Below are 15,939 nucleotides of genomic sequence, written 5' to 3' on the forward strand. Positions count from 1 at the left end.
GGTCAACCTCGCTCTACTGCCCGCGCTTGGCTTGGGCGGCGAACCGAACCGCCTCCTCGGCGGCCCGGAACAGCGCCTTGGCCTTGTTGACGCATTCCTGCTGCTCGGAGGCCGGATCGGAATCGTAGACGATGCCGGCGCCGGCCTGGACGTGCATGCGCCCGTCCTTCACGATCGCCGTACGCAGGACGATGCAGGTATCCATCTCGCCGCGCGCGCCGAAATAGCCGATGCAGCCGGCGTAGGGCCCGCGCTTCTCGTGCTCCAGCTCGTCGATGATTTCCATGGCCCGCACCTTCGGGGCGCCAGAGACCGTGCCGGCCGGGAAGCCGGCCGCGAGGGCGTCGAGCGGATCGTGGCGCGGATCGAGGTCGCCCTCGACGTTCGACACGATGTGCATGACCTGGCTGTAGCGCTCGATGAAGAACGAATCGGTGACCCGCACGGTGCCGATCTTCGAGACCCGGCCGGCATCGTTGCGGCCGAGATCGAGCAGCATCAGGTGCTCGGCGCATTCCTTCGGATCGGCCAGCAATTCGGCGGCGAGCGCCGCATCCTCGGCCGGGGTCGCGCCGCGGCGGCGCGTGCCGGCGATCGGCCGGACCGTGACGGTCCCGTCGCGCACGCGCACCAGGATCTCCGGCGACGAGCAGACGATCTGGAAGGCCTCGAAGTCGAGGTAGCAGAGGAACGGCGCCGGGTTGGTCCGCCGCAGCGACCGGTACAGGCTGTAGGCGGGCAGCGTGAACGGCGCCGAGAAGCGCTGGGACAGCACCACCTGGAACACGTCGCCGGCGACGATGTACTCCTTCGCCTTCGCGACCATGCCGGCGAAGGCCTCGGGGGAGGTGTTCGAGACCGGCTCAGGATGCGCCACCGTCGAGAGGTCCACCCGCGCATCCACCGGCAGCGGGCCTTCGAGGGCCTCCGCCACCCGGTCGAGGCACGCGAGCGCAGCCTCGTAGGCGGCGCGGGCGGTGACGCCGGGCGAAGGCCGCACCGGCGAGATGACGGTGATCTGATCGCGGATCGAATCGAACACCACCATGACGCGCGGGCGCATCAGGATCGCGTCCGGCACGCCGAGGGGATCCGGGTTCGGCTCGGGCAGCCGCTCCATGGCGCGGACCATGTCGTAGCCGAGATAGCCGAACAGGCCGGCCGCCATCGGGGGCAGATCCTGCGCATCGGACTGAGCGATTGCGCTCTCGGCGATCAGTGCCCGCAGGCTGGCGAGCGGATTCCGGTCGTCCGGCGCGAAGGCGTCGAGATCGGCGCCGCGGGCGATCGCGGGGGCGCCATCGCGACAGCGCCAGATCAGGTCCGGATCGAGACCGATCATCGAGTAGCGGCCGCGCACCGCGCCGCCCTCCACCGATTCGAGCAGGAATGCCGGGCCGGCATGCCGGGCGCGCAGCTTCAGGAACGCCGCCACCGGCGTCTCGAGGTCGGCGACCAAGCTGAGTTCGACGAGGCTCGGCTGCCCGGCCTCGTAGCGTCCGGCGAAGGCCGCGTAGTCAGGCGCCTCGGCCATGGCCCTCAATACTCTCCGCCGATGGCCCGGCGCAGGGCCGCCTGGTCGATCTTAACGCCCGCGTTCTTCTGGACCTCGGAAATATACTGGGACAGCACGTCGTCGGCGAGCGCGGCCTGGAAGTTCTTGGTGATCGCCTTGTCGCCCTGGGTGTTGGCTACGAAGGCCGGCATCGTCGCCGCCGTAACCTTGAACACGGCGCGCGAATCACCCGCGGCCGCGGTGCCAGCCTTGCCGACCGGGGTGGCGAAGATCAGGTTCACGTCGTCGGCGGTTAGCATGTCCTTGGCCTGGTTGCGGGCAAGGTCCTGCGCCTCCTGCGTGTTGACGCCGACCTCCTGGGCGACCGCCTCGATGGTCGCGCCGCCGTTGAGCTTCTCCGCCAGCTCCCGGCCCTTGGCCTGGAGCCGCTTGGCGATCTCGGCGGTGGTCCAGCCGGCCTTCACGCCGTCCCGGACCTCGTCCAGCGGCTTGTCGTGCGCGGCGTCGATGCCGGTTACGTCGTACCAGACGTAGCCGCCGGACTTGGTGCGCAGCGGCTCGTTGTCGCCGCCGATCTCGGCCCGGAACAGGGCCGGCAGGGTGGTGTCCGGGTCGGGGATGTCGGCGACGCGCTGGCCGTCCGGGCCCTTGCCCTGGGGATCCACCGCCTTGACGGTCACGAGCTTCAGCCCGCGCTCGGCGGCGATGTCGGCGAGCGGCTTGGCGCTGGCGCGCTGGTCCTCGATGGCGTCGCGGGTCGTCTCCATGGCGTCCCGGGCACGGCTGAGCGCCAGGCCCTTGCGGATCTCGCCCTCGACCTCGGCGAACGGCTTGACCGTGCCGGGCTCGATCTTGGTCACCCGCAGCAGCACGGTGCCGAAGCGGCCCTGGACCGGCTGGCTCACGCCGCCCTCGGGCAGCGCGAAGGCGGCATCCGCCACCACCTTGTCGAACAATTCGGCCTTGGTCAGCGTGCCGAGCGTCAGGTCGGTGCCGCCGGTGCTGCGTTCCTCGGCCACGGCCTCGAAGGTCTTCGAGCCGTCCTCGATCGCCTTGCGGGCGGTCTCGGCCGCGGTGGCATCCGGAAACACGACCTGCTGGATCGTGCGCTTCTCCGGGCTGCCGTAGCGGCCCTTGTTCAGCTCGTATGCGGCCTTGGCGTCCGCATCGGTGATCGCCTCCGGCTTGGCCATCGCCTCGGGATCGACCACCAGCAGGGTCGCGGTCCGGAATTCCGGCGCCCGGAAACCGGACTTGTTGGCCTCGTACCAGGCCTTCAATGCGTCCTCGGTCGGGGCCGGGATCTCTCCGGCAACGGACGGGGTCAGCATCAGGTAGGCCGCAGAGCGGCGCTCGGTGGTGTAGCGGTGGACCGCCTCGCGCATCGCCGCCGGCACGTGCAGATCGGACGACACGGCCTCGGCGAGCTGCAGCCGCGCGATCACGGAGCGCTGCTCGCGCACGAACAGGCCCTCGTTCAGGCCCGCCCGCTGGAGGGTCTGGTAGAACAGCTGCGGCTCGAACTGGCCCTGGGCGTTCTGGAAGCTCTTCTCGTCGTGGATCGCCCGGATCACCGAGGCGTCCGGCACCCCGAGACCGAGATCGTGCGTCTTTTGGTCGAGGGCCGCCTCGGTGATCAGCTGCGACATTACCTGCCGGTCGAGGCCGAGCATCCGCGCCTGGTCCGGGGTGAGCGCACGCTTCAGCTGCGTCTGATAGCGCTGCAGCTGGTTCTGGTAGGCCTGGCGCACCTGCTCGGCGGTGATCGGCGTGCTGCCCACCGTCGCGACGTTGCTGCTGGAGCCGCCGCGGAAGAATTCCTCCACGCCGAAGATCCCGACGCCCGCGATCAGCAGGGTGAAGATGATCGTCAAGACGATCTTGCCAAGCCAATGCTGGCTGGCGTTGCGGATGCCCTGAAGCATGATCTGTGATCGGATACCTTCGGCCGTCGACCCGTCGCCGGGCCGGTGCCATCCCTGAAAGCCGACCGCGATAGACCATTCGCGCCCACAGGCAAAGGCTCACCCATTCGGACGGTTTGCGCGCCCAAGCTCGCTCTGGTAGGCCCCGCCGACCCCGGAATACCGTGGCGGCGCGGGGACGAGGTGAGGGCTAGGGATGTCGCAGACGGGGCGGAAACCGCTGGTCGCCGGCAACTGGAAGATGAACGGGACCCGGGCATCGATCAAAGTGGTCGAGGCGATCCGGGACGGTCTCACGCCGGACCTGGCATCCCGCGTCGAGGTGCTGATCTGCCCGCCCGCGACGCTGATCGGCTCCTGCGTGGCCGCGGCCGCCGGCTCGCCGATCGTCATCGGCGGCCAGAACCTGCACGCCCGGCCGAGCGGCGCCTTCACGGGATCGATCTCGGCGGAGATGCTGGCGGACCTCGGCGCGAAATACGTGATCGTCGGCCATTCCGAGCGCCGGGCCTACCATCACGAGACGGATGACGGCGTCCACGCCAAGGCGCTCGGCGCCCGCCGCGCCGGCTTGAGCGGCATCATCTGCGTCGGCGAGACCATCGAGGAGCGCGAGCAAGGGCGCGCCCTCGATATCGTGCGCGCACAGCTGGCCATCGGCTTGCCCAAGGGCGCCACCGCGGCCGACACTGTGATCGCCTACGAGCCGGTCTGGGCGATCGGCTCCGGCCGGACCCCGACGCCCCGCGACATCGCCGAGGTCCACGCGTCTCTGCGGGAGATGCTGGACAAGCTCGTCGGCGACGAGGCGCACCGGATCCGCATCCTTTACGGCGGCTCCGTGAAGCCCAGCAACGCCCGCGAGCTGATGGCGGTGGAGAACGTCGACGGCGCCCTAGTGGGCGGCGCGAGCCTCGTGGCCGAGGACTTCCTGGGGATCTGCGGCGCCTACGCCTGAGGCGCGGGCGGGGTCTCGGGCGGGAGTCTCGGGCAAAGCCTTCGTCAGGGTCTCGGGACTGTCACACGATCCTGCTTTGTGGGGCGTGACGACACCCGATCGCGAAGCCTGCCATGACCATCGACCACGACCGCGCCGACCCCTCGATGGTGGACATGATCCGCCGCGAGATCCTGGACAGCTACGACGAGGAGATGGAGCTCGGGCTCGAGGACGACCGCCTCGACAGCCTCGAGGGCGGGACCGGCTCCGGCAGCGACCGCCGCTTCTATTTCCGGGAGCTGCTGCGCCTCCAACATGAACTGGTCCGCCTGCAGGACTGGGTCCAGCACAGCAAGCTACGCGTCGTGGTCCTGTTCGAGGGGCGCGATTCGGCCGGCAAGGGCGGCGTGATCAAGCGGATCACCCAGCGCCTCAACCCGCGCGTCTGCCGGGTCGCGGCGCTGCCGGCGCCGAGCGAGCGCGAGCGCACGCAATGGTACTTCCAGCGCTACGTCAGCCACCTGCCGGCCGGCGGCGAGATCGTTCTGTTCGACCGCTCCTGGTACAACCGCGCCGGCGTCGAGCGCGTCATGGGCTTCTGCTCCGATGCCGACGTCGAGGAGTTCTTCCGCTCGGTGCCCGAGTTCGAGCGCATGCTGGTGCGCTCCGGCATCGTGCTGCTGAAATACTGGTTCTCGATCACCGACGAGGAGCAGGCCCTGCGCTTCCACATGCGCATCGCCGACCCGTTGAAGCAGTGGAAGCTGTCGCCGATGGATGTCGAATCCCGCCGGCGTTGGGAGGACTACACCCGCGCCAAGGAAGACATGCTGACCCGCACCCACATCCCCGAGGCGCCCTGGTGGGTCATCGAGGCTGTGGACAAGAAGCGCGCCCGCCTCAACTGCATCAGCCACCTGCTCGAACAGATCCCCTACCAGGACGTCGAGCATCCGCCGGTTCACCTGCCCGAGCGGGTTCGCCACGCGGATTACATCCGCACGCCGACCCCGCCGGAGATGCTCGTCCCGTCGCGCTACTGAGCGGCGAACTGGTCGCGCGTCAGAGCTTGAACGCCTGGCGGGCCATCAGGCGCCAGCGGCCGCCGTCCCGGTGCCAGACCTGCAGCACCCCGATATGGACCGGCGAGGTCTTGCCACCCGAGACGGTTTCGCCGGTGAAGACGTGCCGGACGATCGCGTCCTCCCCGATCACCGAGGCCGAGCGGTCCGACAGCGTGATGCTGGGGAAGCGCGAGGCGCCGCTGGTCAGCGCGCCGACGAAGGCCGCCTTGTCCTGCACAACGCCGCTCGAATGGCCGTAGCTCAAGCCATCGAGGGTGAGGGCATCGAGGGCGGTGCCGTCCGCCGCGAGCAGGGCCTTGGTCAAGGCATCCACCGCCGCCTCGACCTCGGCGGTCTGGGCGGAGGCTTCCGTTCCGGCGGCGAACCCCGGCGGCGCGTGGATCAGGATCGGCGCGGCGAACGCGGCGGCGAGCGCCGAACGGCGTGAGATGGTCATGGCGAGGCTCCCGGGCGGGGCGGCGCGTTCGATGAGCCGCCTTCCCGCCCGTCAGAACACGGTCCGACCCCGGACGCGAGGCCGACCGGGAACAACCGGGGGCCGATCGTCAAGTTGGCGGCGGCCAGCGAGTGGTGTATGGCCGACGCAGATTTGCGACCGGCGCGCCAAGTCGAATGCCTGACACCTCGAATGCCTGGCACTTCGAGTGCTTGGCTCCTCGAACGCCTGGCACCGGCCGCCCGTCGCCGGATCGCCTCCTCGGGACCGGCGCGCGAAGCCGAACCAGATTCCGGAACACCGATGCAGACCGTCCTGATCGTCGTCCACCTCATCATCGTGCTCGCGCTAATCGGCGTCGTGCTGCTGCAGCGTTCTGAGGGCGGCCTCGGGCTCGGCGGTGGCGGCGGGGGTGGCGTCGCCGGCTTCATGACCGGCCGCGGCCAGGCCAACGCCCTGACCCGCGCGACTGCGATCCTGGCCGCCCTGTTCTTCGCCACCAGCATGCTGCTCGCCGTGATGTCGCACCGTTCGGCGGCGCCGAAGTCGATCCTCGACACCGGCGCGTCCTCGCCCGCCGGCCAGCCGGCCAAGCAGCCGACCGGAGCCGACAACCTGCTCGACACCCTGCGCCAGCAGCAGGACCGGGCCCCCGCGACCGCGCCGGCCCAGCCGGCCGTGCCCGAGGCGCCGCAGTCGCGCTGACGCGGCGCATGGCCGAAACGGATACCGGGTCGGCACTGGACGCGCGTGACAACCGGCCCCGTGAGCCGCAAGAGGTCAGGCGGCGGATGAGCGTGGGCCGACGATTCGGCTCAGCTCCGGTCCGCCCTGGCGGGCCGTTCCCGTTGCCCGCCTGATCCCCAACCATTCCATCGCCGGCAGGCTTGCCGTTTGGCAAAGGCCAGCGCTTTCTGTATGGACCGAGGCCCATGACGCGGTACGTTTTCATCACCGGCGGCGTGGTTTCCTCCCTCGGTAAGGGACTCGCCTCGGCGGCGCTGGCCGCCGTACTCCAGGCCCGGGGTTACCGGGTGCGGATGCGCAAGCTCGACCCCTACCTGAACGTCGATCCGGGCACGATGAGCCCGACCCAGCACGGCGAGGTGTTCGTCACCGACGACGGCGCCGAGACCGACCTGGATCTTGGCCATTACGAGCGCTTTACCGGCGTGCCGGCGAGCCGGGCCGACAACATCACCACCGGCCGGATCTACCAGGACATCATCGCCAAGGAGCGGCGCGGCGACTATCTCGGCGCCACCATCCAGGTGATTCCGCACGTCACCAACGCGATCAAGGATTTCGTCCTCGACGGCAACGACACGTTCGACTTCGTGCTGGTCGAGATCGGCGGCACGGTCGGCGACATCGAGGGGCTGCCGTTCTTCGAGGCGATCCGCCAGCTCGGCCAGGAACTGCCCCGCGGCACCTGTGCGTACGTCCACCTGACGCTGCTGCCCTACATCCCGTCGGCGGGCGAATTGAAGACCAAGCCGACCCAGCACTCCGTGAAGGAGCTGCGCTCGATCGGCATCCAGCCCGACATCCTGCTCTGCCGTTGCGACCGGCCGATCCCGATCGAGGAGCGGCGCAAGCTCGCGTTGTTCTGCAACGTCCGCGAGACCGCGGTGATCGAGGCGCTCGACGTGGCCTCGATCTACGAGGTGCCGCTTTCCTACCGGAAGGCCGGGCTCGACCGGGAGGTGCTCGGCCATTTCGGCCTGGAGCACGGCGAGGAGCCGGATCTCGGCCGCTGGACCACCATCTCCGACCGGGTGCGCAACCCCGAGGGCGAGGTCTCCATCGCCATCGTGGGCAAGTACACAGGGCTAAAGGACGCCTACAAGTCGCTCACCGAGGCTCTGATCCACGGCGGCATCAGCCACCGGGTGAAGGTCAACCTCGAATGGATCGAGGCCGAGGTGTTCGAGCGCGAGGATCCCGCGCCGTTCCTCGAAGGCCTGAACGGCATCCTGGTGCCCGGCGGCTTCGGCCAGCGCGGGGCAGAGGGCAAGATCCGGGCGGCCCGCTATGCCCGCGAGAAGCGCATCCCGTATTTCGGGATCTGCTTCGGCATGCAGATGGCGGTGATCGAGGCCGCCCGCTCGCTGGCCGGGGTGCCGAACGCCAACTCCACCGAGTTCGGCGAGACCTCCGAACCGGTGGTCGGTCTGCTGACCGAGTGGCTGCGCGGCAACGAGCTGGAGCGCCGCGCGGCGGTCGGCGATCTCGGCGGCACAATGCGGCTCGGGGCCTACGACGCACAGCTCGACCCCGATTCGAAGATCGCCAAGATCTACGGGTCGGAGCGGATCTCGGAGCGGCACCGCCACCGCTACGAGGTCAACATGGCCTACCGCGAGCGGCTGGAGGCGAAGGGCCTGCGCTTCTCCGGCCTCTCGCCGGACGGGCTCCTGCCCGAGACCGTCGAGCATGTCGGGCACCCGTGGTTCATCGGCGTGCAGTTCCACCCGGAGCTGAAGTCTCGCCCGTTCGAGCCGCACCCGCTGTTCAAGGGGTTCGTCGGCGCGGCGATCGAGCAGAGCCGGCTGGTCTGAGCGCCGGGGCGCGGCTCCGCGCCGCTGCTCGCGCCTGGGCCCCGAACCCTATATCGGTCGGATCGTGACCGAGATCCTGTTCTACCACATGCAGCGCCAGCCCCTGGAGAAGGTGCTGCCGAACCTCGTCGAGCGCTCGCTCGGCCGGGGCTGGCAGGCCGCGATCCAGGCGGCCACCGAGGAGCGGCTTCAAGCCCTCGACGACCACCTATGGACCTATTCCGACGAGAGCTTTCTGCCCCACGGCACCGACCGTGATCCCGACGCGGCCGGGCAGCCGGTGGTACTCACCTTGCGCGACGTGAACCCCAACACCGCCTCCATCCGATTTTTGGTGGAGGGCGCCGACCTGCCGCCGGACGCAGAGAGCTACGAACGGATCTGCATCCTGTTCGACGGGACCGACCAGGACGCCCTGCTGCGCGCCCGCGAGCAGTGGCGCCAGGCCAAGGAGGCGGGCCATACCGTCGCCTACTGGCAGCAGGACGATTCGGGCCGCTGGAACAAGAAGGCTTGACCGTGCTCCTCCGCAAACGTCTCGCGCATACCGCGCTCGTCCTCATCCTGACGGCGCCGCTGCCACTCCACGCGCAGGACGCACACCATCCCGGCCCTCAAGCGGAGGCCAAGCCAGCGCCTCGCGGGCCGGAGGGCCGGCGCCTTCCTCCGGATTCGACCACGCGCCAGAGCGTGACGCTCCCCGACGGCCGGACCCTCGACTTCACCGCCACGGCCGGCAGCTTGCCGCTCGTCGACGAGGCCGGGAAGCTTCAGGCCGAGGTGGCCTACGTCGCCTACACGATGGCCCCGGAGGCCGGACGCCAGCGACCCGTCACCTTCGCGGTCAACGGCGGCCCCGGGGCGGCGTCCGCCTACCTGAATATCGGGGCGATCGGGCCGTGGCGCCTGCCCACCGGCGGCGCCAGCATCAGCCCATCGCAACCGGTGGCGCTGACGCCCAACGACGGCACCTGGCTCGACTTCACCGACCTCGTCTTCATCGATCCGGTGGGCACCGGCTACAGCCGGGCCGCGGACGGAAACGGCAAGAGTTACTGGAGCATCGACAGCGACGCCGCCACGCTCGCGGCCGTCATCGCCCGCTACCTGCGGGTCAACGACCGCATGGCGAGCCCGAAGTTCTTCGTCGGCGAGAGCTACGGTGGCTTCCGCGGGCCGCTGATCACCGAGAAGCTGCAGGAGGATATCGGTGTCGGCCTGTCCGGGCTGGTGCTGCTGTCGCCGGTGCTGGATTTCGGCTGGCTCGAGACGCCGCGGGCCAATCCCTGGGGCTACGTACTGAAGCTGCCGTCCCTGGCGGCCGGCGCCCTCGAACGGGCCGGCACGGCGCCGAGCCCGGCTTTGCTCGGCGATGCCGAGGCCTACGCGGTGGGCCCCTATCTCGCCGACCTGCTCAAGGGCCCCGGCGACAAGGCCGCCGTTGCGCGCATGACCGACAAGGTCGCGGCCTTCACCGGGTTCGACGCAGCCTTCGTGAAAGCGCAGGCGGCGCGCCTGTCCACCCGCAGCGTTCAGCGCGAGTTCGACCGGGCGGAGCAGCGCGTCACCAGCGCCTACGACACCGGCATCACGGGCTGGGACCCGAACCCGGACGCCGCACAATCGGGCTTCGAGGATCCCCAGCTTACTGCGCTCCAGGCGCCGCTGACCAGCGCGATGCTCGACCTCTACGCGCGCACGTTGAAGTGGCCGGTGCCGAACATGCGCTACGAGCTGCTGAACAACGCCGTGAACCGCGGTTGGACCTGGGGCTCGGGCCGGCAGGCCCCGGAGGCGCTATCGAACCTGAAGGGCGTGCTGGCGCTGGACGGCCGGCTCAGGGTGCTGGTCGCCCACGGCTTCACCGATCTCGTGACGCCCTACTACGCCTCGAAGCTCCTGCTCGCGCAGGTGCCGGCCTACGGCGCCGGGCGGGTCAGCCTCGCGGTCTACCCCGGCGGCCACATGTTCTACTCGCGGGACGATTCCCGGGCCGCGTTCAAGCGGGACGTCGAGCGCCTGTACCGGGATGCCGTACAGGCGCGCGGGGCGACCGCGGACCCCGTCGAGCACCGTGAGGACAAGCCCTGATCCTCAGGCGGCGTCGTCGAAGGCCAGCGCCTCGGCCGGGTACTCGATCATCATTCGGCGCTGCGCGTCGGTGTTCTGCCACGCGCCGACCTTGATATAGCGCTCCTCCAAGTCCCGGACCTCGATGACCCGGTCGATCGACGGAATACCCCGGAAGATCTGCGGCCAGTTGGACGCGAAGTAGAAGACCTGCTCGACCCGCTCGGACAGGTGGCAGATCGCCGGGCCGAAGGTCCCCAGGCCGAACACGAGGTAGCGGCCGTTGACCAAGGCCGTGACGTCGGCGATCAGCGACTCGCTCTGCGTCTCCACCGGCAATCCGAGACCCTGCGCATAGGCCTCGACCGCGGCGATCACCGGGTTCAGCCGGTTCTCGAAGACCAGCTTGATCGAGCGGATGCGGCCCTCGCCGAGCAGCCGGTCGATCACCATGCGGTAGAACGCGAAGGGCGGCTGGGGATAATGCGGGTCGACCCAGGTGCTGAAGATGTCGCCCGAGCGGATGTGGATCAGGAGCTGGTCGTCGGGCTTGGGCGGGACCGTCGCCGGCAGGCCGTTGAACAGGGGGCGGATCATCCCCTGGATGATCGCCCGTGAATCCGGCGGCGCGTCGAGGCTCACCTGCCGCTGGAACTGCGTCGGATCGAAGAACAGGCCGGACAGGAAGTACCCGTCGGTCGGCAGCGGCTCGTCCGGAGGCAGGAAGGTGATGCCGTCACAAGTCAGCCGCTCGGTCAGGAAGATGACTTTGCTGCGGTCGAACTTCGGAACCGCCACGTATTTCAGGTTCAGCGCCTTCGCGACCGACAGGGCGATGATGTACTGGATCAAGCAGTTGCCGAAGGCGCCGTTCTGGAACACCGCCACGCCCACGAGGGCGCCGCTCGTGCGACCCGGATTGCTCTCCAGGGTATAGGCGGTGAAGGCGTTGGCGCCGGGCTTCTCGTTCAGGAGCGTCACGTCGAGGCCCAGCATGGCCCGCAGGGCGATCAGGTCGAACGCCGCCTCCTCGCACATGACCCGGACCGTGACGTTCGGCATCGAGGCCGGCATCGCGACGCGGACGGAACGCGTCCAGGCGCGCTCGTCGGCCTCAATGACGACCGTGCCGGCCTCCGACTCGACCGGACGGGACGCGATGCCCGGTGCGGACCACGTCACGCCGTCCTGCGAGAACAGGATGGCGCCCTCCGCGACCGAACCGCCCTCCCCGCACGGGATCCCGACAACGGACCGGACCGGGAAGCGGCCGCCGAGGTCGAGGTCCAGCCAGGTCCTATCCGCCTCGACAACGCGCTGCGGGGCGCGGCCGGACGCGAGATCGACGAGGGCGGATGTCGGGGCGTCTTCCGGGGCCATCGTGTCTCCGAGGCGGGCTGGACCAAACGCGCCGAGGTCGGGGCCGGAGGGCGCGCCCGGCGGTGCCCGTATCGAACCCGACGCGTCAAGCCCATGGGCGCACCGCGAGGGCGCCCGACCGATTCATTCTCCCGTCTTGGTCTTGAGCAGCAGGATCTCGATATCGCGCTGCGGGACGAAGTCCCTCATCACCGTCTCGAAGGTCGTCGGGCCGGTCTTCTTCACGTTGGCCCCGCAGAACGAGACCAGGGTCGTAGGATCCCCCTTGTCCACGACCAGCTTGAACTGGCCGATCGGGCCAGCCCAGTTGCCGCCGGAGCTGATCACGTGGGAGAGGGACCGTTCGTAGGCCTGGAACGCCCGGCTGCCGTCGGCGCTCGACCGCCGGTACAGGGCCTGGGCCACCCGCTCGAAGGTCGGGTCCGTGCAATATCGGGTCGCGTAGTGCGCCTTCTGCGCCGGGTCGAGGTTCGGCCCGCCGTAGGACAGGCTCGCGAGACCGCCGAGGCTCGGGACGTAGCTCTGGCGCACCGCGATCTCGCGCCCGGCGGGAAAGACCTGCCGGCGCCAGAATTTCGACTTCAATGTCCAGAGCGGGGCATCCGCGATCGTCCCGTCCTTGTGCTCCTGCCGCTCCAGGATGCCGGCCGCGATCAGGTCGCGCCGCTGGCGCTCGCCGAGGCGGCGCAGGGCCGCTTCCGTCGCCGCGGTGGTTGGCACGAGCGGGATCCCCAGCGCCTTGAGCCGAGCGGTGATCTCCACGGGCGGTGTATCGCTCCGCATCAGGAACGCCCGCTGCTCGACCTGCGATTCGACAGGCTCGCCATCGACCGCGGACTGGAACTTCAGGAAGTTGTCGTGCGCCGGATCGGGGAGCGAAACCAGCATCTCGGAGTCGCCGGTGATGTCGGGCATTGGGAACGCGATCGTGGTCACGATGTCGGAATCGGTCAGGTTGCGGAACCGATAGTCGATCTGCACGGCCTGCTCGGAGAGGTACAGATCCTCGGCCGCGAGGGCGATCGTGTCGGCCTTTTCCAGGACGAGCCCCCCGGCGATGAGCGCGGCGGTGCTGTCGTCGGACCGGACCGGAAGGGACGTGGCCGCCAGGACGACGAGGGCCAGCGACAAGGTACGCATCGACATCAACGCTCAAGGGTTCGAGAATCGGACATGGGCCGGAATCGTCCACGCCGGCCGTTACACGGCGCCGGTGCCGCGGGCCAAGCGCCGACGGCGGTCGCGACGCGTCGAAGTCCGTCCCGCCGATGCGTTTCGACACTCACGGCCACCGCCCGACCCGCATATCCGTGCCGTACCCCAAGAGTCCGAAACGATTCCGCCGGGCCTCCGTTGTGCGAGAGCTGTCATGCGTCTACAACGATGGCGTGACGGTGCCCCGGAGACGGGGTGAAAAGGGAATGCGGTGAGGGGTACGAACCTCGAAACCGCGGCTGCCCCCGCAACTGTGAGCGGCGAGCGTCTGCCAGTAGGCCACCGGAGCGATCCGGGAAGGCGGCAGGCGCGCCGAGCCGCGAGCCAGGAGACCTGCCGTCACGATGAGATCCCGCAATGCCGCCGGTGGGGCGGTTGGAGACATGTTGATGACCACCTCGACCCTCGCCCCCATCGCCACCGGCACCCGCGCCGGAGAGCGTCCGGTTGCCGTCGCGCTCGCGGCCTTCCTGGGCCTCGGCCTCCTGTTCATGGCGGGCTTCTCGCCGGCGATCGCGCTGCACAACGCCGCGCACGATTTCCGGCATACCCAGAACTTCCCCTGCCACTGACGCCCCTGGCGCAGGGATGATCATCCGGCTTCTGTCGGCGGCCCTGGCCGCCGGCTTCCTCGCGGCCGCCGTCGTGACCGGCCTCGAGTTGACGCTGACGTCGCCGCTGATCGTGGCGGCCGAGCGCTATGAGACCAAGCAGACGCACCAGGCCGAGCGCAGGCTCCCGATCATGTCGGCTCAGGTCGTGCTGGCTCATGCGGGGCACGATCATGGCACACCGGACGCCGCACCCGAGTGGCAGCCCGGCGAGGGGTTGCCCCGGATGGCCTTCACCGCTCTGGCGACGCTCGTGGGCGGGGTCGGCTACGCCCTCCTGCTCGGTGCGGTGATCTTGGCCTGCGGCCGTGAGCCGACGCGGCAGGTCGGTGTCGCGTTCGCGATCGCGGGCTTCGCCAGCGTCGCTCTGGCCCCGGGCCTGGGATTGCCGCCGGAATTGCCGGGCAGCGAGGCGGCACCGCTCGCCGCCCGTCAGGCCTGGTGGGTGATGACCGCCGCCGCCACCGGGATGGGCCTGTACCTGATCACGGTCCGGCGCTCGCTGATCGCGATCCTGGGCGGCCTCGTGCTGATCGTGGCGCCGCACGTCGCCGGTGCGCCGCAGGCTGCGGAGGTGTCCTCGGAGCTTCCCGCGGCACTCGCGGCGCAGTTCGTGGCGCGCTCGCTGGCGATCAGCTTCGTCTTCTGGATGCTGATCGGCCTCGGCTTCGGCTGGGCCTGGCAGGCTTTCGGCCGTGGAAACGCACGCGGGACGGTGCATGCCTGAGGCCGTCATGCCTGAGACCGTCCTTTACGTTTGTACGACCTGTCGCCGCCCGGGCGACGATCCGGACGGGCCCCGGGCCGGCGCGCGCCTGCTCGAGGCCCTGCGCGCGCGCAACACGTCCGGGCAGCTGCGGATCGAGGGGGTCGAGTGCCTGTCGGTGTGCAAGCGGCCCTGTTCCGTGGCGGTCGTGTCCGAGACCCGCTGGACCTACGTCTACGGCGATATGGACCCGTCCGAGTCGGCGGCGACCATCCTGGACGGGCTGGCCGCTTACGCGGCGACGCCGGACGGCATCGTGCCCTGGCGGGAGCGCCCTGCCGCATTCAAGACCGGCGTGATCGCCCGCATCCCGCCCTTTCCCGATCCCCGCCCGCTTCCGGCCGGCACCTTGGAGGCTGCGGAATGACCATCGTGACCAAGATCCCCTGCACCATCGTCACCGGCTTCCTGGGGGCCGGCAAGACGACGCTGGTCCGCCACGTCATCGAGAACGCCAAGGGCCGCCGCCTGGCGATCCTGGTCAACGAGTTCGGTGATGTCGGCTTCGACAAGTCGTTCCTGGCCGCCTGCGGCGTCGAGGGCTGCACCGAGGACTCCATCGTGGAGCTGCCGAACGGCTGCATCTGCTGCACGGTCGCCGACGACTTCGTGCCGGCGCTCGAGAGCCTGCTCGGTCGCGCCGAGCCGCCGGAGCACATCCTGATCGAGACCTCCGGCCTCGCCCTGCCGAAGCCGCTGGTCCAGGCGTTCCAGTGGCCGGCCATCCGCTCGCGGGTCACCGTCGACGGCGTCGTCGCCGTGGTGGACGGGCCGGCCGTGGCCGCGGGCGCCTTCGCGGAGGATCCCGAGGCCCTGGCCGCCCAGCGCGCCGCCGACACGGCGGTCGACCACGACAACCCGCTGGAGGAGGTGTTCGAGGACCAGCTCCTCTGTGCCGACCTCGTCGTGCTCAACAAGTCCGACCTGCTCGACGCCGAGACCCGCGCCCGGGTTCGCGCCGAGGTCGAGGCTCACCTGCCCCGCGCCGTGAAGGTGGTGGAGACCGAGAACGGCGCCATCGACCCGCTGGTGCTGCTCGGGCTCGGCGCCGCGGCCGAGGACGACCTCGACGCCCGCCCCTCGCATCACGGCGACGGCGAGGACCACGACCACGACGACTTCGAGACCGTAGCCCTGCCGATCCGCCCGGCCGTCACGGCCGGCAACCTCGCGGCCCGCGTCGAGAAGGCTGCCGAGGCCGCGGGTGTGCTGCGGATCAAGGGCTTCGCCGAGGTCGAGGGCAAGGCCATGCGCCTCGTGGTGCAGGGCGTCGGCCGGCGCGTGGCCCACCATTTCGACCGGCCCTGGCGGGCGGGCGAGAACCGGGACGGTCGCCTGGTGGTGATCGGCCTGAAGGGCTTCGACCAGGGCGCCGTCGCCGCGGCGCTCGCGGGATGATCGCGATCGCGCGCGCTCCCTTGCTGAGACTCTGCG

Annotated in this window: 15 protein-coding genes and 1 riboswitch; of the genes, 10 read left to right on the forward strand and 5 right to left on the reverse strand. The window is 69.8% G+C overall.

Translation table 11 applies throughout. From position 1 onward, the window contains the following. Positions 1-13: 13 nt before the first annotated feature. Positions 14-1,534: an anthranilate synthase component I gene (gene trpE / locus FV242_RS08695; protein WP_147938651.1), complete on the reverse strand. Its 1,521-nt coding sequence runs from the start codon at positions 1,532-1,534 to the stop codon at positions 14-16. A 5-nt stretch (positions 1,535-1,539) separates the two neighbouring features. Next, positions 1,540-3,441, reverse strand: a complete 1,902-nt coding sequence (locus FV242_RS08700; protein WP_147905836.1) for a peptidylprolyl isomerase — start codon at positions 3,439-3,441, stop codon at positions 1,540-1,542. A 196-nt stretch (positions 3,442-3,637) separates the two neighbouring features. On the opposite strand from FV242_RS08700, the gene tpiA reads away from it, so the two are divergent. Then, positions 3,638-4,399: a triose-phosphate isomerase gene (tpiA, locus tag FV242_RS08705; protein ID WP_147938652.1), complete on the forward strand. Its 762-nt coding sequence runs from the start codon at positions 3,638-3,640 to the stop codon at positions 4,397-4,399. 113 nt (positions 4,400-4,512) lie between these two features. Continuing rightward, positions 4,513-5,424 carry a polyphosphate kinase 2 gene (ppk2, locus tag FV242_RS08710; protein ID WP_187278366.1) on the forward strand — a complete coding sequence of 304 codons (912 nt, stop codon included), beginning with the start codon at positions 4,513-4,515 and terminating at the stop codon, positions 5,422-5,424. Positions 5,425-5,443: 19 nt separating this feature from the next. Here the strand turns inward: ppk2 and FV242_RS08715 are convergent, their stop codons facing one another. After that, positions 5,444-5,902: a nuclear transport factor 2 family protein gene (locus tag FV242_RS08715; RefSeq protein WP_147938653.1), complete on the reverse strand. Its 459-nt coding sequence runs from the start codon at positions 5,900-5,902 to the stop codon at positions 5,444-5,446. 303 nt (positions 5,903-6,205) lie between these two features. On the opposite strand from FV242_RS08715, the gene secG reads away from it, so the two are divergent. The 4 genes from secG (at position 6,206) to FV242_RS08735 (ending at position 10,554) form a co-directional block, all read left to right on the forward strand. Further along, positions 6,206-6,607 (forward strand): preprotein translocase subunit SecG, encoded by a 402-nt coding sequence (gene secG / locus FV242_RS08720; RefSeq protein WP_147905839.1) that lies wholly within the window; start codon positions 6,206-6,208, stop codon positions 6,605-6,607. Positions 6,608-6,834: 227 nt separating this feature from the next. Then, positions 6,835-8,463: a CTP synthase gene (locus FV242_RS08725; RefSeq protein WP_147905840.1), complete on the forward strand. Its 1,629-nt coding sequence runs from the start codon at positions 6,835-6,837 to the stop codon at positions 8,461-8,463. 64 nt (positions 8,464-8,527) lie between these two features. Continuing rightward, entirely contained in the window at positions 8,528-8,980 is a 453-nt protein-coding gene (locus FV242_RS08730; RefSeq protein WP_147905841.1) for a DNA polymerase III subunit chi, read from the forward strand. 2 nt (positions 8,981-8,982) lie between these two features. Beyond that, positions 8,983-10,554 carry a S10 family peptidase gene (locus FV242_RS08735; protein ID WP_147938703.1) on the forward strand — a complete coding sequence of 524 codons (1,572 nt, stop codon included), beginning with the start codon at positions 8,983-8,985 and terminating at the stop codon, positions 10,552-10,554. 3 nt (positions 10,555-10,557) lie between these two features. Here FV242_RS08735 and FV242_RS08740 read toward each other — a convergent pair whose 3' ends face one another. Together FV242_RS08740 and FV242_RS08745 are read right to left on the reverse strand one after the other, a co-directional pair. After that, entirely contained in the window at positions 10,558-11,913 is a 1,356-nt protein-coding gene (locus FV242_RS08740; RefSeq protein WP_147938654.1) for a coagulation factor 5 8 type domain-containing protein, read from the reverse strand. 123 nt (positions 11,914-12,036) lie between these two features. After that, the gene (locus tag FV242_RS08745) at positions 12,037-13,059 is read right to left on the reverse strand and encodes a DUF4424 domain-containing protein (protein WP_246692645.1); all 1,023 of its coding nucleotides are present in this window, start codon (positions 13,057-13,059) and stop codon (positions 12,037-12,039) included. A gap of 229 nt (positions 13,060-13,288) precedes the next feature. After that, positions 13,289-13,484: riboswitch (cobalamin riboswitch) on the forward strand. Positions 13,485-13,517: 33 nt separating this feature from the next. On the opposite strand from FV242_RS08745, the gene FV242_RS08750 reads away from it, so the two are divergent. Genes FV242_RS08750 through cobW form a run of 4 tightly spaced genes read left to right on the forward strand, consistent with a single transcriptional unit; the run spans position 13,518 to position 15,903 of the window. Continuing rightward, positions 13,518-13,700 carry a CbtB domain-containing protein gene (locus FV242_RS08750; protein ID WP_147938655.1) on the forward strand — a complete coding sequence of 61 codons (183 nt, stop codon included), beginning with the start codon at positions 13,518-13,520 and terminating at the stop codon, positions 13,698-13,700. A 16-nt stretch (positions 13,701-13,716) separates the two neighbouring features. Then, the gene (locus tag FV242_RS08755; protein ID WP_147938656.1) at positions 13,717-14,466 is read left to right on the forward strand and encodes a CbtA family protein; all 750 of its coding nucleotides are present in this window, start codon (positions 13,717-13,719) and stop codon (positions 14,464-14,466) included. Between the two features lie 7 nt (positions 14,467-14,473). After that, positions 14,474-14,872: a DUF1636 domain-containing protein gene (locus tag FV242_RS08760; protein WP_147938657.1), complete on the forward strand. Its 399-nt coding sequence runs from the start codon at positions 14,474-14,476 to the stop codon at positions 14,870-14,872. After that, the gene (gene cobW / locus FV242_RS08765; protein WP_147938658.1) at positions 14,869-15,903 is read left to right on the forward strand and encodes a cobalamin biosynthesis protein CobW; all 1,035 of its coding nucleotides are present in this window, start codon (positions 14,869-14,871) and stop codon (positions 15,901-15,903) included. Before FV242_RS08760 ends, cobW begins: the two co-directional genes overlap by 4 nt. The last annotated feature ends 36 nt before the right edge of the window (positions 15,904-15,939 follow it).

It is taken from the genome of Methylobacterium sp. WL64 (assembly GCF_008039945.1).
GTDB lineage: Bacteria > Pseudomonadota > Alphaproteobacteria > Rhizobiales > Beijerinckiaceae > Methylobacterium.

Coding starts and splice junctions, on each gene's coding strand:
- tpiA (WP_147938652.1), top strand. CDS start 3,638: ATGTCGCAGACGGGGCGGAAACCGCTGGTCGCCGGCAACTGGAAGATG.
- FV242_RS08745 (WP_246692645.1), bottom strand. CDS start 13,059: ATGTCGATGCGTACCTTGTCGCTGGCCCTCGTCGTCCTGGCGGCCACG.
- ppk2 (WP_187278366.1), top strand. CDS start 4,513: ATGACCATCGACCACGACCGCGCCGACCCCTCGATGGTGGACATGATC.
- FV242_RS08725 (WP_147905840.1), top strand. CDS start 6,835: ATGACGCGGTACGTTTTCATCACCGGCGGCGTGGTTTCCTCCCTCGGT.
- FV242_RS08715 (WP_147938653.1), bottom strand. CDS start 5,902: ATGACCATCTCACGCCGTTCGGCGCTCGCCGCCGCGTTCGCCGCGCCG.
- FV242_RS08740 (WP_147938654.1), bottom strand. CDS start 11,913: ATGGCCCCGGAAGACGCCCCGACATCCGCCCTCGTCGATCTCGCGTCC.
- trpE (WP_147938651.1), bottom strand. CDS start 1,534: ATGGCCGAGGCGCCTGACTACGCGGCCTTCGCCGGACGCTACGAGGCC.
- FV242_RS08750 (WP_147938655.1), top strand. CDS start 13,518: ATGACCACCTCGACCCTCGCCCCCATCGCCACCGGCACCCGCGCCGGA.
- FV242_RS08760 (WP_147938657.1), top strand. CDS start 14,474: ATGCCTGAGACCGTCCTTTACGTTTGTACGACCTGTCGCCGCCCGGGC.
- cobW (WP_147938658.1), top strand. CDS start 14,869: ATGACCATCGTGACCAAGATCCCCTGCACCATCGTCACCGGCTTCCTG.
- secG (WP_147905839.1), top strand. CDS start 6,206: ATGCAGACCGTCCTGATCGTCGTCCACCTCATCATCGTGCTCGCGCTA.
- FV242_RS08700 (WP_147905836.1), bottom strand. CDS start 3,441: ATGCTTCAGGGCATCCGCAACGCCAGCCAGCATTGGCTTGGCAAGATC.
- FV242_RS08755 (WP_147938656.1), top strand. CDS start 13,717: ATGATCATCCGGCTTCTGTCGGCGGCCCTGGCCGCCGGCTTCCTCGCG.